Source organism: Rathayibacter sp. AY1F6 (genome assembly GCF_002932035.1).
GTDB lineage: Bacteria > Actinomycetota > Actinomycetes > Actinomycetales > Microbacteriaceae > Rathayibacter.
Genome location: NZ_PSVD01000011.1, coordinates 76,054 through 96,753, shown reverse-complemented (window position 1 = coordinate 96,753; position 20,700 = coordinate 76,054). Strand labels below are relative to the sequence as shown.

Below are 20,700 nucleotides of genomic sequence, written 5' to 3'. Positions count from 1 at the left end.
GCGTGGGGCCCGGAGGCGCACCGTGAGCGGCGCGCCCCCGGGGGCGCGCCGCTCACGGTGCGCCTCCGGGCCCCACGCCGCCCCTGACGATGGAGTCACGATGACGACCGCATCGACGCCCGTCGACGCCGAGCTCCCCCGATCCGCGGGGCTCCGGCGCCGCCACACGGCCGGGCTGCTGATCCTCCTCGCCGCGGTGGCTCCGCTGCCCTTCACCGCCGCCTCCCCGGCCGTCGCCCTCGACAAGCCGACCTCCACCGACCCGATCGCGCCGGACACCGCCGACCCCGCGATCGAGTTCCACGACGGCGACTGCTCCATGGTCGCGACAGCCCGGGCAACCCCGTCGTGATGCGGAGGGCGCCCACCCTCGCGGCACTCGGCACCACCGCCCCGACCACCGGGTACACCGACACGAACCCCGGCGGCTGATCCCTCGTGCCGGTCGAGCGGCTGCCCCTCCCTGCCGGTCGAGCAGCCGCCCGGCGGCGTATCGAGCCCTTCGTGCTCCGCACACAGGCTCCGACACGCCCCTGACGGCGCTGCTCGACCCAGCAGGGCTCGGCACCCCGAGATCCTCTCCCCCTCCCTGAACCGCACCACTCCACTGAAGGAGCACCATGCCCCCCACCACCACACCCGCGCGGCGAGCGCCGCTGCGCGCAGCGCTCGCCGCGCTCGGCCTCGGAGCAGTGCTGCTCTCGGGCCTCGTCGCCCCGGCTCCGGCCGCGCAGGCGGCCGATGCCGTGATCCCGCAGCAGGGCCTCCTCGCCGACTACCGGTTCACGCAGACCACCGGCAGCACGGTCCCGAACACCGTGAGCGGAGGCGTGGGAGCCGCCACCGTCCGCAACGCGACCGACGCGCTCTGGACCGGCACGTCGCTCCGCCTCACCGGCGGCCCCAAGAGCAGCACCACCGCCCCCTGGGTGCAGCTGCCCGCGAACCTGCTGACCGGCCGCTCGTCGGCCACCGTCACGATCGAGACCCGCGCCGACGCGTCGATGCTCTCGAACTTCCACTTCCTGTGGAACATCGGCAGCGACAGTACGAACCAGTACTGGTTCGCGTCCGTCCGCGATCGCGTGCGCACCGCGATCACGACCAGCGGAGGGAACGGCGAGAACAACGCCCGCAGCGCCTCCGCCCTCACCGCCGACCGCTGGTACAGCCTCACGTCGGTGATCGACGGCAGCGCCGGCACGATCTCGTTCTTCGTCGACGGCGTCCAGGTCGCCTCGGCGCCCACCGCCCTGCGCCCCTCGTCGGTGGCCGACCAGTCGCTCAACACGATCGGCCGCGCACCGTACCCCGACCCGTTCTACACGGGCGAGGTCTCGGCGTTCCGCGTCTACGACCGCGCGCTCACCGGGGCGGAGGTGGTGGCCGTGTCGAGCGTCGACGCGAAGCCTCACGCCTCCACGTTCTCCCCGATCGCCGCCGCCGTGCTGGCCGGGGTCGCCCCGCTCACCGTCGACGACTCGACCACGAACCTGCCCGACTACGGGGGAGCGGTGACCTGGTCCTCCAGCGACCCGACCCTGCGCGTCTCGGCCGACGGCCGCACCCTCAGCGCCGACCGCCCCGCCGTGGGCCAGGCCGCGCGCACCTCGTCGCTCACCGCGACGGCGTCGATCCGCGGAATCGTGCAGACCCGTTCGATCGCCGTGACGGTCGAGCCGCAGGTCGGCGTCGACACCCCCTACGGCTACATGATGGTCCACTTCGTCGAGGACTCCCAGGGCTACGCCGAGAAGATCTACCTCGACGTCTCCCGCGGCGACGACCCGGAGAAGTGGGACCCGCTCAACGGTGCGAAGCCGATCCTGGCCTCCGACCTCGGCACCACCGGTGTCCGCGACCCGTACCTGACCTACAACCCCGACACGAAGAAGTACTACATCATCGCCACGGACCTCCGCGTCTTCGGCGGCGACCGGGGCCCCAGCACCTGCGACACCTGGTGCTACTGGACCACCAAGGGCAGCACGAAGATGAACGTCTGGGAGTCGAGCGACCTCGTGTCGTGGAGCGACGTCCGCCAGTTCGACGTGGCGCTCGACGCCGCGGGGACGAAGAAGCTCGAGGCCGGCATGATGTGGGCTCCCGAGGCCACGTGGGTGCCGGACTACGCGGGACCCGGCAAGGGCGCGTTCGTCGTCTACTGGTCCTCGACGGTCTACCCGACCGCGGCGCACACGCCGGGCACCGGATCCTCCCGCGTGCTCTGGGGAGCGACCACGGACTTCACGCAGGCCACCTACTCGTACGGCGGCACCTTCATCGACACCGGGGCCGACACGATCGACACCACGCTGATCCAGGACTCCGGCACGACCTACCGGATCTCGAAGGACAACGGCACCGGCAAGGGCATCTACATGGAGTCGACCACCTCGGCGACCTGGTGGCTGCCGACGACCTCGTGGACGCAGATCCAGTCGCGCATCGGCGCGGTGTGGTCCGGCGGCAACCCCGGTGGGGTCGAGGGCCCCGCGGTGTTCAAGGACCACGGCGAGGACACCTGGTACCTGTACGTCGACGTGATCCCCGCGACCGGCTACAAGCCGATGGTGACGAACGACCTCGACACGGGCTGGACCCAGCTCACCGACCCGGGCTTCTCGCTCGCCTCGTCGACCAAGCACGGCGGCATCGTCTCGCTGACCGCGGGGCAGTACGCCGAGGTCCGCTCGGCCGACGCCGCCTCCGCGGTCCGCTCGGACCTCGGCGAGGTGACGGTCGCCTCCGGCACCGACGCCGCGGCGGCTCTGCCCGCCCGCGCCGACGTCGTGCTCGCCTACAACCGGGGCACCGCCTCGCAGCCGGTCACCTGGAACACCTCCGCGGTGGCGACGGCGCCCGGCCGCTACTCCGTCACCGGAGTCGTCCGCACGATCGGTGCGAACGACAACCAGTGGGTGGGCGCGAACGGATCGACGGCCTACAACGCCGCCGACCGTCGGCTCTCGAGCTCCACGGCCGTCACGGTCACCGCGACCGTGGTGGTGACGGCACCGACCTCGACGCTCACCGCGTCCACCCGCTGCGTCGCGGGCAAGGTCGTCCTCACCGGAGTGGTGAAGAACACGGGCACGACGCCCCTCTCGGTCGTCATCCGCTCGCCGTTCGGCGCCTCGCAGACGCTGACCGCCGCCCCCGGCGCCAGCGCCTCGGCCGCCTTCACCACCCGTCAGGCCTCGGTCCCGGCCGCCTCGCTCACCGCGGGCGCCCTGACCGCGGCCTACCCGGCGCGCACCTGCTGACGCACGCGCGCCGCTGACGCCGAGACGGCCCGCCCCCGCCGAGACACCGCCCCACTGCGGTGCCTCGGCCGGGAGCGGGCCGTCTCGGCGTCGAGCGCCTCGGAGCTCCGCGGCGGCCGCCCCACATCCCGGCACGGCAGGCTGTACGGATGAGCGCGCCTGGAACCACCGACCCCCTCGACCGCGTCCGCGTGCGCGGCGCCCGCGAGAACAACCTCCGGAGCATCGACGTCGACGTGCCGCGCGACGCCCTCGTCGCCTTCACGGGGGTCTCCGGATCGGGCAAGAGCTCGCTCGCCTTCGGCACGCTCTACGCGGAGGCGCAGCGCCGCTACTTCGAGTCGGTCGCCCCCTACGCGCGGCGGCTGATCGACCAGGTCGGCGTGCCGGACGTCGACTCGATCGAGGGCCTGCCGCCGGCCGTCGCCCTCCCGCAGCGGCGCTCCGGAGGCTCGGCCCGCTCCACGGTCGGCAGTGCGACGACGCTCTCGAGCGTGGTGCGGATGGTGTTCTCGCGCATCGGCGCCTACCCCGAGGGCGCGCCGATGCTGCTCGCAGAGGACTTCTCGGCCAACACCGTGCAGGGCGCGTGCCCCAGCTGCCACGGCATCGGCCGGGTCTACGACGTCCCCGACGAGCTGATGGTGCCGGACGACTCCCTCTCGATCCGCGACGGGGCGCTCGCCGCCTGGCCGACCGCCTGGCACGGCAAGCAACTGCGCGACAGCCTGATCTCGCTCGGACACGACATCGACGCTCCGTGGCGCGACCTGCCCGCGGAGGACCGCGACTGGATCCTGCACACTCCCGACTCCCCGCAGGTTCCCGTGTGGACCGACCGCTCTCCCGCGGAGGTGCGCGCGGCCGTGGCCGCCGGTGACGAGCCGCGCTACATGAGCACGTTCCTCGGGGTGCGCCGCTACGTGCTCGACACCTTCGCCGGCTCGAAGAGCGCCCGGATGCGCGAGCGCGCGGCCTCGTTCGTCGTCAGCGTCGCCTGCCCGGTGTGCGGCGGCCGGAGGCTGAAGCCCGACGCGCTCGCCGTCACCTTCGAGGGGCTCGACATCACCGAGCTGTCAGCGCTCCCGCTTGAGGAGCTGGTCGTCGTCGCGCGGCGCGTGCTGGAGCCCGGCTGGACCCCGGCCGACGGCGCTCCGCAGACCCGCCTGGCCGCGCAGCGGCTGGTCGAGGACCTCGTCGCCCGCCTCGCGCCGATCGTCGACCTGGGCCTCGGCCACCTCTCGCTCGACCGCTCCACGCCGACGCTCTCCTCGGGGGAGCTCCAGCGGATGCGCCTCGCGACGCAGGTGCTCTCGCGCCTCTTCGGCGTCGTCTTCGTGCTCGACGAGCCGTCCACGGGCCTGCACCCCGCCGACACGGAGGCGCTGCTCGGCATCCTGCGGACCCTGCGGGCGACCGGCAACACCGTCTTCTTCGTCGAGCACTCCCTCGACGTCATCCGCGAGGCCGACTGGATCGTCGACATCGGCCCGGGCGCGGGGTCGGGGGGCGGCACCGTCGTCTACTCCGGCCCGCTCGACGGCCTGCCGGGCGCCCGCGACTCCGTCACCCGCCGCTACCTCTTCCCCGAGGGCGACCCGGCGCCGCTGCGCTCCCGCCGCACCGCGGAGCAGTGGATCGAGCTGGAAGGAGTCTCGCGGCACACCCTCGACGACCTCTCCGTCGCGTTCCCGGTCGGGGTGCTCACCGCGGTCACCGGTGTCTCCGGATCGGGCAAGTCGACGCTCGTGAACCAGGCGCTGCCCGATCTGCTGCGCGCCTCGCTCCGCGCCGACGTCGCCGAGGACGCGCCGGCGGAGGAGGGCGGGGAGGCGGACCCGCTGCTCGACGCGGCGGCGGCGGCGACCCGCGGCACCGCCTCCGGGCCCGCGGACCGCCTGCGCCGGGTGGTGCAGGTGACCCAGACCCCGATCGGCCGGACCTCGCGCTCGAACGTCGCGACCTACACGGGTCTGTTCGACCGGGTGCGGACGCTCTTCGCGGCCACCCCGGAGGCGAAGCGCCGCCGCTTCTCGGCGAGCCGCTTCTCCTTCAACCTGCCCAGCGGGCGCTGCCCCGTCTGCAAGGGCGAGGGCTCCGTGGAGGTGGAGCTGCTGTTCCTCCCGACCGTCGAGGCGCCCTGCACGGCGTGCGGCGGCACCCGGTACAACGACGAGACCCTCGAGGTCACCCTCGGCGGCCGGACGATCGCCGACGTCCTCGCGCTGAGCGTCGCCGACGCGCGCGAGGCGTTCGCCGAGGACCGCGAGGTCGCCCGCCACCTCGACGCTCTGGTGGACGTGGGGCTCGGCTACGTCTCGCTCGGCCAGCCGGCGCCCGAGCTGTCCGGGGGAGAGGCGCAGCGGGTGAAGCTCGCCTCGGAGCTGCGTCGCGCCCAGCGCGGGGACACGCTCTACCTGCTCGACGAGCCGACGTCGGGCCTGCACCCCGCCGACGCCGACCGCCTGCTCGAGCACCTGCAGCACCTGGTCGACGCGGGCAACACGGTGATCGTCGTCGAGCACGACATGCGCGTCGTCGCCGACGCGGACTGGGTCGTGGACCTCGGCCCGGGGGCGGGCCGGGCCGGCGGCTCGGTGGTCGCGACGGGCACTCCGGAGGAGGTCGCCGAGGCCGCGGGCAGCCGCACCGCTCCGTACCTCCGGGCGGCTCTGGACCGGCGCCGCTGAGCGCTCGAGGACCCTGTCAGTCCTCTCACCGAAACCTCACCGAAAACTATTGTTAACGGTAACATTCGAGGCGGCCCGCCCCCCTGGGCCGGATTTCTCAACGACGAGAGGCCTCACGAATGAGACGACGACTCCCCCTGGCCACCGTGGCGGTGATGGCGCTGACGGCGGGTCTCCTGTCGGTCGGCCCCACGGCCCAGGCCGCCCCCACCACCTCGCTCGACGCCGCGAAGGTGCTCGAGCTCCCGTTCGACGGGTCGCTCGCCGACACCAGCGGTCGCGGTACCGCCCTCGGGATGCAGAAGGGCACGGCCTCCTACGGCACCGGCCTGAACGGCCGGGCGTTCGAGTTCACCGGATCGAACGCGATCTCGCTCGGCACTGCGGCGGCGCTGCAGCCCGCCGACCTCACCGTCTCCTTCTGGTACAAGCCGACCAGCGCGATGACCGGTGAGCAGGTCTTCACCTGGAACAAGACCGCCTACAACTCCGACGGCTGGTACCTCACCTCCGAGGGCGACGGCACCCCGCTCGCCCTCTCGATCGGCCCGTCCGGCGGTCAGCCGTACAAGGTCGCCGTCGAGACCGCGCGCTCCGGCTTCTTCCCCGCGGGGGAGTGGACGCACGTGGTCGCCACGTACGACAAGAGCACCAAGGCCGTCGCCTTCTACCGCAACGGGGTGAAGCAGACCGCCGTCGTCAAGACCGCGCCGTCCTCCTCCGCGTCCGGCGTCCTCGGCTCCGAGAGCACGTCGACGAAGACCCTCGGCTTCAACGGCCCCCAGTACAACGGCGCGCACCTGCGCGGCCTGCTCGACGACTACGCGCTCTACAACGGCGTCGCCACCACCACCGACGTCGTCGCCCTGACGAAGGCCGGGAACCCCTCCTTCGACCCCGCGAGCATCGCCCGGGCCGACCTCGAGCTGGTCGCCCCGCCCGCGAGCACCAGCACCGGCTTCACCCTGCCCACCGTCGGCGCGAAGGGGTCCGCCCTCAGCTGGACCTCCTCCGACCCGGCGACCGTCGCGATCAGCGGAGGCACGGCCGCGGTCACGCCGCCCACCGGCTCCGCGACGCAGGTCGTCCTCACCGGCTCCGCCACCTACGGGGGCAGCACCGCGGTCACGAAGACCTACACTCTCCAGGTGCAGCCCCGGGGAGTGAAGACGTCGAACTACCTTCTGGAGGCCGGCCTGTCCGACGTCTCCGTGCAGGACCCCTACCTCGAGAACGGGGAGCAGCAGACCGTCGAGTACCTGCTGAGCCTCGACCCCGAGATGTTCCTCTACTCCTTCTACCGCGAGGCCGGGCTCACGCCGACCACCAGCGGCGGATACGGGGGTTGGGAGCGCGAGAACGGCACCCGGTTCCAGGGCCACTTCTTCGGCCACTACCTCTCGGCGCTCTCGCAGGCCTACGCGACCGAGGAGGACGCGGCCACCAAGGCGGCTCTGCTCGCGAAGCTCACCGCTTCCGTCGACGGTTTGAAGAAGGTCCAGGACGCCTACGCGCTGAAGGACCCCGCGAACGCCGGCTACGTCTCGCCGTTCCCGACCCGCTACCTCCCCTCGGGCGGCGACGGCCTGCTCGTCCCCTTCTACAACCTGCACAAGGTGCTCGCAGGCCTCCTCGACGCCCACGACCAGGCGCCCGACGCCGTCTCGCAGAAGGCGCTCGTCGTCGCCGGCGGCTTCGGCAGCTGGATCACCGCCTGGGCGGGCCGCCAGGCCAACCCCGGGCAGCTCCTGAACACGGAGTACGGCGGAATGAACGAGGCGCTCTACCGCCTGTACGAGACCACGCACGACCCGGCGCACAAGCGCGCGGCCGAGTACTTCGACGAGACCGCGCTGTTCCAGAAGCTCGCGAACAACGAGGACGTCCTCAACGGGCTGCACGCGAACACGACCGTCCCGAAGCTGATCGGCGCGCTGAAGCGCTACCGCGTCTTCACCGACGACCCGGCGCTCTACGCCACGCTCACCGCCGCGGAGAAGTCGGATCTCGACATGTACCGCCGTGCCGCCGAGAACTTCTGGCGCATGGTCGACGAGACCCACACCTACGCCAACGGCGGCAACAGCCAGTCCGAGCACTTCCACGCACCCGGCACCCTGTACGAGTACGCCACGAACGGCCAGACCACCGGCTACGGCGAGAACTCGACCTCCGAGGGCTGCAACATCTACAACATGCTCAAGCTCACCCGGGCGCTGTTCCAGGTGACCGAGGACGTGAAGTACGCCGACTTCTACGAGGAGACGTTCATCAACGGCGTCCTCTCGGTGCAGAACCCGGACACCGGCATGGTGACCTACTTCCAGCCGCAGACCGCGGGCTACGCCAAAGTCTTCGGGCACGAGCTCGACGAGTTCTGGTGCGACCACGGCTCGGGTATCGAGAGCTTCACCAAGCTCGGCGACTCGATCTACTTCGAGAAGCCGAAGACCGTCTTCGTGAACCAGTTCCGCTCCTCGGTCCTCCGCTCCTCCGCGAACAACCTCCGGCTGACCCAGACGGCGGACATCCCGAGCACGGACACGGCGACCCTGAGGGTCGAAGCGCTGGCCGGAGGAGCCGTGGCCGCGGACACGACCCTCAAGCTGCGCGTGCCGTCCTGGATCGACGGAGCGCCGACGCTCACCGTGAACGGTGCCGTCCGTGCCGTCACGGCCCAGGCCGGATACGTCTCGGTCGCCGTCGCCGCCGGTGACGTGCTGACCTGGAAGCTGCCCGCCGCGGTCAGCGCGGTCGCGGACACGGAGAACCCCGACTGGACCGCGTTCCGCTACGGACCGGTGCTGCTGGCGACCGAGCTCAACCGCTCGAACGTCGAGGCGTCCTACGTCGCCGGCGTCCTGGTGCGCATGGGCACGGCCGACAAGTCCGTGAACTCGAACGTCGTCGTCGCGGACTCCGCGGCCTGGAAGTCCGCGGTCCGCGGCAACCTGGTCCGCCTGCCCGACGGCGCGGACGGCAACGGCCGCACGACGATGCGCTTCGGCATGAAGAACGTCGACGCCGCGTCCGCCGCCCGGGTGTTCACTCCGTACTACAGCCTCTACAACGCCCGCTACGCGACCTACATGACCCTGATCGAGCCCGACTCGGCCGCGGCCCAGGAGCTGATCCGGACGCAGAAGGAGCAGCTGCGCGTCGACGAGACGACGATCGACTCCCTCACCTCCTTCGACAACAACAACAGCGAGGCCGACAAGAACTACAAGACCGCGCGGTCCTCGGTGGGGACCTGGCGCGGCGAGGGGTACCGCGACGGCGAGCGCTCGGCGGAGGCGTACTTCCAGTACGACATGATCGTCGACCCGGCTCTGCCGGCGAACTACCTCGGGGTCCGCTACTACGGCGGCGACGCGGGACGCACCTTCGACGTCTACCTCAACGACGTGAAGCTCAAGACCGAGGTGGTCTCGGGAGCGGCCGGAGCGACGAGCTGGTACGTCCAGTACGACCGGATCCCGGCGTCGATCCTCAGCGGTCTCGCCGCGAAGGACAGCTACAAGCGCGACCAGAGCGGGAAGTACGTGCTCGACGCGAAGGGGCAGAAGATCCCCGTCGTCACGGTGCGCTTCCAGGGCACCGGATCCAGCTACGTCGGCGGTGTCTTCGGGGTCTACACGACCGAGTCGACCACCTACGCTGCGGACCCGGAGCTGACGAAGCTCTCCTCCGACGTCGGGACGCTCTCGCCGGCTCTCGCCGCCGGGGTCAGGGACCACACGCTCACGGTGCCGGCCGGCACGACGAGCGTCTCGCTCGACCTGGACCCGGCCGTGCCCAGCGGCCTGGTGAAGGTCGACGGCGTGCTGATCGACGACACCCTCCGCCGCACGGTGCCGCTCGCGGCGTCGGGCACGACGAGCGTGGTCGTCGAGTCGTCGGCGCAGGACCACACGACGACAGCGACCTACCGCCTCTCCATCGTCCGCGCCTCCGCGGCGACGGTACCGACGACCGTGGCGGCCACCAGCCGCTGCGTGGCGGGCAAGGTCGTGGTGACGGTCTCCGCTCGGAACGACGCGAAGGTCCCAGCGGCGATCACCATCGCGTCCTCCTGGGGCTCGAAGTCGTTCACCGGGATCGCTCCGGGGTCGAGCGCGTCCCACGCCTTCACCACCCGCGCCGCCTCGGTGGCCGCGGGCTCGGCGACGGTGACCGCGACGGCCACCCTGGACGGAGCCGCAGTGACGACCACGAAGCAGGCCGCGTACTCCGCTCTCACCTGCAAGTGACGTGACGACGACGGCCGCCGGGGATCGCCCCCGGCGGCCGTCGTCGTCAGTCGGAGGCGCGGTAGAGGCCCTGGAGCAGCCCGATGACGTCGCCCAGGACGGGCGGCGGGTCGCTCCGGATCCACGCGGCGTGCACGGGGACCGGCGGGGCGTCTCGGACGACCCGGTAGGCGAGGCCCTGCCGTCGGTACTGGCTCACCGTCGACTCCGCGGTCACTCCGCGGGCGGAGCCGCTGCTGATCACCGTGAGCCAGTCGTCGACGTCGGTCGTCGGGACGGTGATCCGCGGCCGGTCGTGCTCGGGCCAGAGGTCGAGCCGGGTGCTCCCGGTCCGGTCGTCGAGCGCGAGCGGAGCGGTCGCCACCTGGGCGAGGGTGACCGTGCGCTTCGCGGCGAGCGGGTCGTCGACGGACAGGGCGCAGTAGCGCTTCTCGGTGCCGATCAGAGCCGACTCGACGTCCGCAGCCGGAGATCCGCGCCGGAGGATCGCGAGATCGCTGAGGCCCTCCGCGAGCCCCGCGGTGGGCGTGTTGGAGCGGATCAGCCGCAGCTCGTGGCGGGGGAGCGCCGCGGCCCAGCGGCGCTGGAACTCCTGGGTGTGCTCGCCGAGAGCCGACCAGGCGTAGCCGATCCGGATCGTGTCCGTCCCGGCCGCCGCCTCCTCGCGCAGATCGTCGACGACGGCCAGGACGCGGCGGGCGTGCCGCAGCACCCGCTCGCCCGCCGGCGCGAGCTCGACGCTGCGGGTCGTCCGGTGGAGGAGCCTTCGTCCGAGGACGGACTCGAGCGCCGCGACGTTGCGGGAGACCGCCGTCTGGGAGATGCCGAGGTCGATCCCCGCGTCGGTGAAGGTCCCGGCGTCCACGACGCCGACGAACGACCGGAGGTGGCGCAGTTCCAGACCCATGACCGCATCCTATTCATGCGGTTCCCGCATCGATCGGACCGGTGATGCATTGTGAGCCGGGGCCGGACGGCTCGCAGACTTCCGGCATGACGAAGCAGCTCCCCGGCGACGGCCGGACCGTCGGCGTCGCGACCGCCCTCGCGAGCGCCCTCTCGAACCAGCTCGGGGCGGCCTCCGGGACTCTGGCCTTCCCGGTCCTGGGATCCGTCGGAGTGGTCGCCGTCCGGCAGATCGTCGCCGCGCTGATCCTCCTCCCGGTCGTGCGGCCGCGGATCCGCGACCTGACCCGCGCGCAGTGGTGGCCCGTCCTGCTCCTCGCCGTGGTGTTCGGAGCGATGAACCTCACGCTCTACGCGGCCATCGACCGCATCGGGCTGGGGCTGGCGGTGACCCTGGAGTTCTGCGGGCCGCTAGCGGTCGCGCTCCTCGGCTCCCGGAGCAGGACCAGCGCGCTCTGCGCCCTCGTCGCCGGAGCAGGCGTCGTCGCGATCGCCGGGCCGAGGCCATCGTCCGACCAGGTGGGGATCGCGCTCGGTCTCGCGGCCGCGTGCTGCTGGGCCGCGTACATCCTGCTCAACCGGATCATCGGACTCCGTCTGCCCGGAGCGCAGGGGACCGCCACGGCGACCGGGATCTCCGCCGCCGTCTTCCTGCCCGTCGCCGTCTGGACGCTCGTCTCGACCCGCCCCGACGCGGGCACCGTGCTCCTGGCGGTCGGCGCCGGCGTCCTGGCGACGGCCGTCCCGTTCGTGGCCGACGTGATCGCGCTCCGGAGGCTCCCGGCGGGCGTGTTCGGGACGCTCATGAGCGCCAACCCCGTCCTGGCCGCCCTCATCGGCGCGGTCGTGCTCGGGCAGGACGTCGGCGCGGCCGGATGGATCGGCATCGCCCTCATCGTCACCGCGAACGCGGCGGTCCTCCGGCGGGGGCGTCGCGCGCGGTGAGGCCCGGCGGCGGGCCGAGCGAGAGGTGATCCCGTCGAGATGCCGCCGCTGTGCGTTACCTGTTCGTTATGAAAAAGGCGCCTACACGACCAAACCAGGGACACCCTGGGAAACGGCAGGTCGCGGGAGAAAACTCTCCTCCATGAACCAGACAGCGGCACCCGTGCGCGAGCATCGAGCTCTCTACTTCCTGCTCGCCGCCCTCGCGGGCATCGTCACGGGCGGAGTCCTCCTCGCCGTCGCCGAGCTCATCGCCCTCGCGGTCGCCCGCACCGCGAGCCCCGTGCTCGCGCTCGGCGCCTTCATCGTCGACATCGTCCCGCGCCCGCTCAAGGAGTTCGCGATCGAGACGTTCGGCGAGAACGACAAGACCTTCCTGCTCGGCAGCGTGGGCGCCGCGGTCGTCGTCGCCGCCGCGATCGCCGGAGTGCTCCAGCTGGTCCGCCCGCCGCTCGGCCAGGTGCTGCTCGTGATCGCCGGCGGCCTCTCGATCGCCGCCATCGTGACCCGCACCGGAGCGTCGCCGCTCGCTGCGGTGCCCACGCTGGTCGGACTCGTCGTCGCCGTCGTCGTCATGCACCTCCTCTTCACGCGCCTGCGCGGCTGGCGTGCGGCCCGGGCCTCGGAGGCCAGGGGAACATCCTCCGAGGCCCGTCCGGGCGCCCTCGAGCGCCGCGGCTTCTTCCGCATCGCGCTGATCTCCGCCGTCGGCGCGGCAGTCGTCGGCACCGGTGCCCGCCTGGTCAACGCGGCGACCTCCTCCCTCGCCGGTGTCCGCGACGCCCTGCGCCTGCCGTCCCCGCGCAGCACCGTCTCGGTCCCCGCGGGCGCCGAGCTCGACATCGAGGGCATCACCCCGCTCTACACGCCGAACGCCGACTTCTACCGCGTCGACACCGCCCTCACCGTGCCCAACCTGGACCCGTCGGCCTGGTCGCTGAAGATCACCGGCATGGTCGACCGCGAGGTGACGCTGAACCTCCAGCAGATCTTCGACATGGGCCTCGACGAGTACGGCATCACCCTCACCTGCGTCTCGAACCAGGTCGGCGGCAACCTCGTCGGCAACGCCAAGTGGCTCGGCGTCCCCCTGCGCGACGTGCTGAAGATGGCCGGCGTGCAGAGCGGAGCCGACATGCTCCTCTCGACCAGCAGCGACGGCTACACGGCGTCCACCCCGATCACCGCGGTCACGGACGAGAACCTCGACGCGATCCTCGCCGTCGGCATGAACGGCGAGCCCCTCCCGTTCGAGCACGGCTTCCCGGTGCGGATGATCGTGCCCGGCCTCTACGGCTACGTCTCGGCCACCAAGTGGCTCACCGAGCTCAAGGTCACCACCTTCGAGGCCGACCAGGCCTACTGGACCCCGCGCGGCTACTCCGCCGAGGCCCCCATCAAGATGTCCTCGCGGATCGACACCCCGCGGATCGGCGTCCCCGTCACCTCGGGCGCTCTCAAGATCGCGGGCGTCGCCTGGGCGCAGAGCATCGGCATCGAGAAGGTCGAGGTGAGCATCGACAACGGCGACTGGCAGGAGGCGACGCTCTCGACCCCGGTCAACCTCGACACCTGGGTGCAGTGGTTCGTCGACTGGGACGCCCAGCCCGGCTCGCACTACGTCGCGGTCCGCGCGGTCGACAAGAACGGCATGGTTCAGATCGAGGACCGCGCGCCGGTCGCGCCCGACGGATCCTCCGGCTGGCAGCGCACGCTCATTAACGTCACCTGACGCCCTGCGGAGGCGCCGATCCCCGGGGGTCGGCGCCTCCGGTGCGTCCGGCGTCCGTCGCGACGACGCCCCCGCAGTGCGGACGGCCCTGACGCGACGTCGCCTCCGCGGCACGTCCCGGCCCGGCGCGCAAGCCTCCGCGGCGGCGCGGCCCGCGAGGAGGCGCCGCTCTAGCCTTCGAGGATGCGCTCCCGGCTCCTCCACCTCCGCGAATCCTTCTGGTTCCTCCCGGCCCTGTTCGGCGTCCTCGCCGTCGGGCTGGCGCTGGGGCTGGTCGAGGTCGACCATCTGCTGGTCCGCGCCGGCGTCAGCGACATCCCCCTGATCGAGGACCTGTCGCCGACCGGCGGCCGGGCGATCCTCTCGGCGATCGGCGGGACGATGCTGGGCGTCGCCGCGACCTCGTTCTCGATCACGATCTCGGTGCTGGCGACCACGTCCTCCGCCTACGGGCCCCGGCTGGTCCGCAACTTCATGGCCGACCGCGGCAACCAGGTCGTCCTGGCGGTGCTCACGTCCACGTTCCTGTACTCGCTGATCGTGCTGCGCGCGGTGCACACCGAGGAGGACGCGTCGCTGACGTTCGTGCCGGTGGTGGCCGTCTCGTTCTCGGTGCTGCTCGCGGTGGGCGACGTCGCGGTGCTCGTCTACTTCATCCACCACATCGCGCTGTCGGTGCAGGTGACGACGCTGCAGCAGCGGGTGCTCGGCGAGCTCGTCGACGTGATCGAGCGACTGCATCCGGAGGACGGTGAGGAGCCGGTGGACGCGGAGGAGGCCCTGCTCGCGGAGGAGGCCCTGCCGCCGGCGGGGCGCGAGCCGGTCGTGCTGTGTGCGGTGCGCGGGGGCTACGTCGAGCAGCTCGAGGTCGAGCGGCTGGTCGCCCTGGCCCGCCGCGGCGACGCGCGGCTCCGGGTGCTCGCGCTGCCCGGCGACCACGTCCTCGTCGGCGACCCGGTGCTCGAGGTCCTGGAGGGGTCCGTCGCCCAGGAGGAGGCGGTCGCCGCGGTCGTCGTCGCCGACGCGCGCACCCCGCACCAGGACCTCCGCTACGCCGTCCAGCAGGTGGTCGAGATCGGAGTCCGCGGGCTCGCGACCGGCACCAACGACCCGTACACCGCGGTCGGCGCCGTCGAGGCCCTGACCAGCGCGCTCGTCGACCTCTGCGGTCGGCCGGAGGCGCGCGGCCGCTACTCCGACGCCGACGGAGTCGTCCGCCTGGTCGTTCCGTGGCCTCGAGCGGGCGAGCTTCTGGCCGACGTGTTCCTCGCCCTGCGCTCGTACGCGATGGAGCAGCCGCTCGTCGTCCGCGCCGGCGTGCGCCTCGCCGAGCGGCTCGCGGTCGTCGCCCGCGGCGGGACCCGCGTCGAGCTGCACCGCCAGGTCCAGGCGTTCGCCGCCGCGCACGCCGCCGCCGACGGCGACGCCCTCGAGGCGCCCGCCCTGCGCGCGTCGCTCGCCGCGCTCGAGGCGCGCCTCGCGGCCTGAAGCCGGCCTGCCGGATGCTCCGGGAAGCCGCACCGCCAATGGAGTGCTCGAATCGATTCGAGTAGGCTCGGCGCATGACAGAGAACACCACTGAGCTGCGCGTGGGGGTCGTCGGCCTCGGCTTCGCCGGCACCACCCACCTCGACGCCTTCCAGTCCCTGCCCGGCGCCCGCGTCGTCGCGCTCGCCGGCCAGGAGGAGGCGCGCCTGCACGCACTCGGAGCGACCCGCGGCGTCCCCGACCTCTACGCCGACTGGGAGGACCTCGTCGCCCGCGACGACCTCGACGTCGTCTCCATCGGCGTCCCGAACCACCTGCACCACCCGATCGCCGTGGCCGCGCTCGCGAGCGGCAAGCACGTCTTTTGCGAGAAGCCGCTCGCCACCACCGCTGAGCTGGCGGCCGAGATGGTCGAGGCCGCCCGCACGAACGACCGGGTGCTCGAGATCGCGTACAACCACCGCCGCCGCGCCGACGTCGCCTTCCTCCGCGACTACCTCGACGACGCGCCGCTGGGCGACGTCTACCACGCCCGCGCGAGCTGGCAGCGGCGCACCGGCATCCCCGGCATCGGCTCCTGGTTCACGAGCAAGGAGCTCGCCGGCGGCGGCCCGCTGATCGACCTCGGCTCCCACGTGCTCGACATCGCGCTACACCTGCTCGACGAGCCGCGCGTGACCAGCGTCTCGGCGGTCGCGTACGGCGAGATCGGCCGCTCCGGCCGCGGAGGGCGCCCGCACGGCGTCGCCGCCACCGGCACGCACGCGTTCGAGGTGGAGGACTTCTCGAGCGCCCTGCTGCGCCTCGACAACGGCCGCTCGCTCCAGCTCGACGCCTCCTGGGCCAGCTACTCGAAGGTCGACGAGGACATCGAGGTCGAGATGCTCGGCTCGGCCGGGGGCGCGCGCCTCCACATCGCCGACTACGCCACGGAGGGGACTCTGACGCTCTACTCCGAGGTCGCCGGAGCGCCGACCGTCTCGCACCCCGACGTGAAGGTCCCCGCCGGGCACCACCGCTCCGTCATCGCCGAGTTCCTGGAGGCGATCGCCTCGGGAGCCGACGCGCCCGCGGGCGGCCCCCGCTACTCCGGCCACTACGGCGAGTACGCGCTGCACCGCAGCCGGGTGGTCGACGCGATCTACCGCTCCGCCGCCGAGAAGCAGGAGGTGGCGGTCGCATGAGCGCCCCGATCGAGGTCCTCGTCTGGAACGAGTTCCGCCACGAGACCCGCGGCGACGAGACCGTGCTGCGCCACTACCCGGACGGCATCCACCGCGTCATCGCGGACGGGCTCGCGGAGTCGCTCGGCGACGCCGTCTCGGTGCGCACCGCGACGCTCCCCGAGCCCGAGCACGGGCTCACCGAGGAGGCGCTCGCGACGACGGACGTGCTGCTGTGGTGGGGGCACATCGCGCACGAGGAGGTGTCGGACGAGGTCGTCCAGCGCGTCCTGCGGCACGTGCAGGAGGGGATGGGGATCCTGGTCCTGCACTCGGGCCACTACTCGTCGATCTTCAAGGCGCTCATGGGCACGACCTGCTCGCTGAAGTGGCGCAACGACCGCGACCGCGAGCTGGTCTGGACGATCGCGCCCACGCATCCGATCGCCGAGGGCGTGCCCAGCCCGCTGATCATCCCCGAGCAGGAGATGTACGGCGAGTACTTCGACATCCCGGTGCCGGAGGAGACGGTGTTCCTGTCGACGTTCACCGGCGGCGAGGTGTTCCGCTCCGGCGTGACCTACACCCGCGGCCTCGGGAAGGTCTTCTACTTCTCGCCCGGCGACCAGGACTACCCCGTCTACCACCACCCGGACATCCGGCGCGTGCTGGCGAACGCCGTCCGCTGGGCCCGCCCGACCCGGCCGCGCACGCCCCTCACGGCCGACCACCACCCCCGGGGCTGGTTCGAGTCCTGACGCGAGCTCCCGCGCCCTCCCCTCCCTCTCCGCGAGATGCCGCTCCGGTACGCGACACGCCGTGCCGGGCGCACCGACGTGGCGTCCCGCGGGGGAGGTACTGGGGGGATGCAGCAGTCGGAGGGGCGCGAGCCGGACGAGGTGCGCCGGTACGGGGAGGCTCCGGAGCAGATCGCGGACGTCTTCCGCGGGGCGCCCGGCGACGCGCGCCGGCCGGTCGTGCTCGTGCACGGCGGGTTCTGGCGGGCGCGGTGGGACCGGCGGCACGCCCGGCCGCTCGCGGCGGCACTGGCCGACCGCGGGCACGACGTGCTCCTCCCCGAGTACCGGCGCACGGGCGACCCGGGAGGCGGCTGGCCGGGCACCGGCGACGACGTCCTGGCCGTGCTCGCGGCGCTCCCGGCACTGCTGCCCGGCGCCGGACCGGTCGCCCTCGTCGGCCACTCCGCCGGCGGCCACCTCGCCGTCTGGTCGCAGGCCGCCCGTCCGTCGCCGCACGTCGCCGCTGTGATGGCACTGGCGGGCGTGCTCGACCTGGCCGCCGCCTCCGCCGACCGCCTCAGCGACGACGCCGTGGGGGAGCTCCTCGGCGGCGACCTCGCGCTGCTCCCGGGCGCCGACCCCGCGCAGCTGCCGGCGCCGCCGCAGCCGATCACGCTGATCCACGGCGTACTCGACGAGGACGTCCCTGTCGTCTACAGCCGCCGATACGCCGACCGGCACCCCGCCGTGCAGCTGCACGAGCTCGCCGACGCCGACCACATGGCGCTCGTCGATCCGACGACGCCCGCCTTCGCGATCCTCCTCGCCGCGCTCGGCTGACGCGGGATCGCACCCCCTCGCCCGCCGACGCGCGACGGGAACAGGCCCCCTACAGGACCGGCGGGTACAGGAAGAGCGGGACCTGGGCGGTGGGGAAGGTGCGGGTCACGTAGCTGTGCTTGCCGCCGTAGTTGTACTCCTCGAGGAGCACGGTGCCGTCGTCGTTGACCTTCTGCACGTACGAGACGTGGTTGTAGGTCCACCACGCGACGCAGCCGACGATCGGGACGCTGCTGGTCGCCCAGCCCTTCGCGGCCCAGTTGTCCGGCCACTCGTAGGCGCTGCCGCCGAGCGGGGTGATGTTGCCCCACGTGTACTTCCACGGCGCGGAGGTGCGGCCGGCGTCGCGGTTGAGGCGCCAGGCCACGAAGTCGACGCACTCGCGGTAGTAGTAGCCGAGGGGCGAGAGTCCGCCGCCGTCGTCGTCGATGGTCTCGTAGGGCCACGGGTAGTCGTCGCCGACCGCGCGGGTCTGCACGGTCGAGAACTCGCCGCCGTTGGATCCGGAGAGCACGGCCGCCTGGCGGCTGGCCTCGTCGAGCTGCGCCTGGGTCGGTGCGGCGAAGGCGTCGCGGACGGCGGTCTGGCCGGCGGCGTCGGAGGAGACGGTGAGGTTCTGGAGGCCGACCCGGTTCGCGGCGGCGCGGCCGGTCGCGGTGGCGGAGGAGCTGCGGGCGCCGTACGCGGGGATCGCGGCCGTGGCGAAGAGGCCGCCGACCACCGAGAAGGTGCCGAAGGCCAGGGCGCGGCGGCTGAGGCCACGGGCTCGGGCGGGCTCGGCGGCGCGGGGAGCGACGGGGCGGGAGGCGGACGCGCGGCGCGGTGAGGCCGGGATCGACCGGGAGGCGGGGGAGGCGACGGCGGGGACCTCGACCGAGACGGTCGGAGCGGTCGCCACGGCCGTTGCGGCGTCGACGGCGGTGGGCGCGGAGTCGCCAGCGCCTGCGGAAGCGGCGGAGTCGTCCGATCCGCTGCCCTCGACCGCGGTGCCGGCGGTCGCCGCGCCCGTCTCCGTCTCGGCCCGGGCCGCACGGCGCTCGGCCTCGCGGGCCTCGCGCCGGGTCGGGGGTGCAGTGGTCGGGGTGCCGGCACTCTCCTCAGGGGTGGGAATGCCTGGCTTCGACACGCGTGCGTTCTCCTCGGATGACGGTGGTGACGGGGGGTCGGGGGCCGGTGGGGATCCGGCGACGAGCCACTCTAGCCCGAGGCCCGCGCATAACGGAACGATCACGACGGATCCGGCTCGGATGCTCCGACCGCTCGCGCCCGCGCGGTGCCAGGATGGGGCGCAACCGGGAAGGAGCTCCTCATGACCGCACCCACCCCCACCGGGCCCGTCCTCGTCGGCATCGTCGACGGCCAGCGACCGGAGGTCCTGCGCACCGCCGCCCGCGTCGCCGCCGACGCCGGAGCCGCCCTGCTGCTCGTGTCGGTCTCGGCCGATCCGTACCTCGTCGGCGAGTACGTCGATCCGATGACCGGCGGCATCCCGCTCGGCTTCGTCGGCGCCGCGGCCGACCGCGGCGAGGGCCCGTCCCTCCCGCCCGGGCTCCGCGAGACGGTCGAGCACGAGCTGCACGGCAGCACCGTGCAGTGGTCGCTGCGCGCGGCGCGGGGCGAGCCCGCCCTGGCGCTCGCCGAGGTCGCCGAGGAGGTCGACGCGCGGATGATCGTGGTCGGCACCCGCGACGCGGGCGTGCTCGCGAGCATCGCCGAGTTCCTCAGCGGGAGCGTCGCCGCCCACCTCGCGCACCGTCAGCACCGCCCCGTGCTCGTCGTCCCGCGCGCCGACCGCGACCCGTCGCGCCCGGCGCCCTGGGACCTCGCGGAGTGACGCGACCCCTCCACCTGCGCCCCTCCGCGATCCTCCTCGTCGCGGCGGGCGGAGCCGTCGGCACGGCTGCCCGCGCCGCGATCGGCGCCGCACTTCCCCCGTTGGGCGTCGTGCCGGTCGCGACGCTCGCCGTCAACCTGCCGGGCGCGTTCCTCCTGGGCCTCCTGCTCGAGGCGCTGGCACGGCGCGGGCCGGACGAGGGCGGGCGCCGCACCCTGCGCCTCCTGCTCGGCACCGGCGTGCTGGGCGGATTCACGACCTACAGCACCTTCTCGCTCGACACGGTCGCGCTGCTCGAGGGCGGCCACGTCGTGGAGTACCTGCTCTACGCCGGCGGCACGCTCGTGCTGGGCGTGCTTGCGGCGGCGCTGGGCATCGCGGTCGCGGGGCGGCGGAGGGCGGCGGCGTGACGCCCGGCCTGCTGCTCGCGGTCGCTGTCGCGGGCGGAGTCGGAGCGGCCGCACGGCTCGTCGTCGACGGGGTCGCGCGGTCGCTCGTGCCGGCGCGCTGGCCGGTCGGCACCGCGCTGATCAACGTCAGCGGGTCGCTGCTGCTCGGAGTCGTCACCGGGCTCGTGCTGGCCGGCGTCCTCGACCCGGTGTGGCGGGCAGTGCTCGGGACGGGCGTGCTCGGCGGCTTCACCACGTTCAGCACGGCGAGCGTCGAGACCGCGCGGCTCTTGCTCGACCGGCGCTGGGCGGCCGGCCTGGGGTACGGCGTCGGCACGGCGGCACTCGCCGTCGCGGCGGCCGCCGCGGGCCTCGCCCTGACGGGCGTCCGGCTGTCCTGAGCGGCGTGGCGGGCGAACCGGAGCGGCGTGCGGCTCCGCTCCTCACCGCCCTT

15 protein-coding genes are annotated in these 20,700 nt (G+C 73.0%); 13 read left to right on the top strand and 2 right to left on the bottom strand.

What is annotated here, in order from left to right:
• Positions 1–100 precede the first annotated feature (100 nt).
• The 4 genes from C5C44_RS10865 (at position 101) to C5C44_RS10850 (ending at position 10,209) form a co-directional block, all read left to right on the top strand.
• Positions 101–352, top strand: coding sequence for a hypothetical protein (locus tag C5C44_RS10865; RefSeq protein ID WP_104269303.1), 252 nt, complete (start codon positions 101–103; stop codon positions 350–352).
• Positions 353–620: 268 nt separating this feature from the next.
• Positions 621–3,266 (top strand): LamG-like jellyroll fold domain-containing protein, encoded by a 2,646-nt coding sequence (locus C5C44_RS10860; protein WP_104222429.1) that lies wholly within the window; start codon positions 621–623, stop codon positions 3,264–3,266.
• A 149-nt stretch (positions 3,267–3,415) separates the two neighbouring features.
• On the top strand, positions 3,416–5,956 hold the full coding sequence (locus C5C44_RS10855) for an excinuclease ABC subunit UvrA (RefSeq protein WP_104335846.1): 2,541 nt from the start codon (positions 3,416–3,418) through the stop codon (positions 5,954–5,956).
• A 119-nt stretch (positions 5,957–6,075) separates the two neighbouring features.
• The gene (locus C5C44_RS10850; protein WP_104335845.1) at positions 6,076–10,209 is read left to right on the top strand and encodes a beta-L-arabinofuranosidase domain-containing protein; all 4,134 of its coding nucleotides are present in this window, start codon (positions 6,076–6,078) and stop codon (positions 10,207–10,209) included.
• A gap of 46 nt (positions 10,210–10,255) precedes the next feature.
• On the opposite strand, the gene C5C44_RS10845 is transcribed toward C5C44_RS10850, so the two are convergent.
• The gene (locus tag C5C44_RS10845; protein WP_104335844.1) at positions 10,256–11,116 is read right to left on the bottom strand and encodes a LysR family transcriptional regulator; all 861 of its coding nucleotides are present in this window, start codon (positions 11,114–11,116) and stop codon (positions 10,256–10,258) included.
• Between the two features lie 86 nt (positions 11,117–11,202).
• Here C5C44_RS10845 and C5C44_RS10840 point away from each other — a divergent pair, with 86 nt between their 5' ends.
• The 6 genes from C5C44_RS10840 (at position 11,203) to C5C44_RS10815 (ending at position 18,023) form a co-directional block, all read left to right on the top strand.
• Positions 11,203–12,060: a DMT family transporter gene (locus tag C5C44_RS10840; protein ID WP_104335843.1), complete on the top strand. Its 858-nt coding sequence runs from the start codon at positions 11,203–11,205 to the stop codon at positions 12,058–12,060.
• Between the two features lie 142 nt (positions 12,061–12,202).
• The gene (locus C5C44_RS10835) at positions 12,203–13,792 is read left to right on the top strand and encodes a molybdopterin-dependent oxidoreductase (RefSeq protein ID WP_104226578.1); all 1,590 of its coding nucleotides are present in this window, start codon (positions 12,203–12,205) and stop codon (positions 13,790–13,792) included.
• 183 nt (positions 13,793–13,975) lie between these two features.
• On the top strand, positions 13,976–15,280 hold the full coding sequence (locus C5C44_RS10830; protein WP_104234497.1) for a DUF2254 domain-containing protein: 1,305 nt from the start codon (positions 13,976–13,978) through the stop codon (positions 15,278–15,280).
• A gap of 74 nt (positions 15,281–15,354) precedes the next feature.
• Positions 15,355–16,464, top strand: coding sequence for a Gfo/Idh/MocA family protein (locus C5C44_RS10825; protein WP_104335842.1), 1,110 nt, complete (start codon positions 15,355–15,357; stop codon positions 16,462–16,464).
• A complete protein-coding gene (locus C5C44_RS10820) occupies positions 16,461–17,201 on the top strand; it encodes a ThuA domain-containing protein (RefSeq protein ID WP_104226581.1) in 741 nt (246 codons plus the stop codon). Before C5C44_RS10825 ends, C5C44_RS10820 begins: the two co-directional genes overlap by 4 nt.
• A gap of 108 nt (positions 17,202–17,309) precedes the next feature.
• Positions 17,310–18,023, top strand: coding sequence for an alpha/beta hydrolase (locus C5C44_RS10815; protein ID WP_104226582.1), 714 nt, complete (start codon positions 17,310–17,312; stop codon positions 18,021–18,023).
• 49 nt (positions 18,024–18,072) lie between these two features.
• Here the strand turns inward: C5C44_RS10815 and C5C44_RS10810 are convergent, their stop codons facing one another.
• Positions 18,073–19,149 (bottom strand): CHAP domain-containing protein, encoded by a 1,077-nt coding sequence (locus C5C44_RS10810; protein WP_181132813.1) that lies wholly within the window; start codon positions 19,147–19,149, stop codon positions 18,073–18,075.
• A 183-nt stretch (positions 19,150–19,332) separates the two neighbouring features.
• Between C5C44_RS10810 and C5C44_RS16730 the strand changes: the two genes are divergently transcribed.
• From C5C44_RS16730 to C5C44_RS10800, 3 genes are read left to right on the top strand one after another with little or no spacing between them, the layout of a single operon-like run.
• Positions 19,333–19,857 carry a universal stress protein gene (locus C5C44_RS16730; RefSeq protein ID WP_104308825.1) on the top strand — a complete coding sequence of 175 codons (525 nt, stop codon included), beginning with the start codon at positions 19,333–19,335 and terminating at the stop codon, positions 19,855–19,857.
• Complete coding sequence (locus tag C5C44_RS16725; protein WP_104222440.1) at positions 19,854–20,267, top strand: CrcB family protein; 414 nt, start codon at positions 19,854–19,856, stop codon at positions 20,265–20,267. Before C5C44_RS16730 ends, C5C44_RS16725 begins: the two co-directional genes overlap by 4 nt.
• Positions 20,264–20,647 (top strand): CrcB family protein, encoded by a 384-nt coding sequence (locus C5C44_RS10800; protein ID WP_104222441.1) that lies wholly within the window; start codon positions 20,264–20,266, stop codon positions 20,645–20,647. The genes C5C44_RS16725 and C5C44_RS10800 overlap by 4 nt, the downstream gene beginning before the upstream one ends.
• Positions 20,648–20,700 lie beyond the last annotated feature (53 nt).

Coding starts and splice junctions, on each gene's coding strand:
- C5C44_RS10825 (WP_104335842.1), top strand. CDS start 15,355: ATGACAGAGAACACCACTGAGCTGCGCGTGGGGGTCGTCGGCCTCGGC.
- C5C44_RS10855 (WP_104335846.1), top strand. CDS start 3,416: ATGAGCGCGCCTGGAACCACCGACCCCCTCGACCGCGTCCGCGTGCGC.
- C5C44_RS16730 (WP_104308825.1), top strand. CDS start 19,333: ATGACCGCACCCACCCCCACCGGGCCCGTCCTCGTCGGCATCGTCGAC.
- C5C44_RS10830 (WP_104234497.1), top strand. CDS start 13,976: ATGCGCTCCCGGCTCCTCCACCTCCGCGAATCCTTCTGGTTCCTCCCG.
- C5C44_RS10845 (WP_104335844.1), bottom strand. CDS start 11,116: ATGGGTCTGGAACTGCGCCACCTCCGGTCGTTCGTCGGCGTCGTGGAC.
- C5C44_RS10820 (WP_104226581.1), top strand. CDS start 16,461: ATGAGCGCCCCGATCGAGGTCCTCGTCTGGAACGAGTTCCGCCACGAG.
- C5C44_RS10860 (WP_104222429.1), top strand. CDS start 621: ATGCCCCCCACCACCACACCCGCGCGGCGAGCGCCGCTGCGCGCAGCG.
- C5C44_RS10865 (WP_104269303.1), top strand. CDS start 101: ATGACGACCGCATCGACGCCCGTCGACGCCGAGCTCCCCCGATCCGCG.
- C5C44_RS10840 (WP_104335843.1), top strand. CDS start 11,203: ATGACGAAGCAGCTCCCCGGCGACGGCCGGACCGTCGGCGTCGCGACC.
- C5C44_RS10835 (WP_104226578.1), top strand. CDS start 12,203: ATGAACCAGACAGCGGCACCCGTGCGCGAGCATCGAGCTCTCTACTTC.
- C5C44_RS10815 (WP_104226582.1), top strand. CDS start 17,310: ATGCAGCAGTCGGAGGGGCGCGAGCCGGACGAGGTGCGCCGGTACGGG.
- C5C44_RS10850 (WP_104335845.1), top strand. CDS start 6,076: ATGAGACGACGACTCCCCCTGGCCACCGTGGCGGTGATGGCGCTGACG.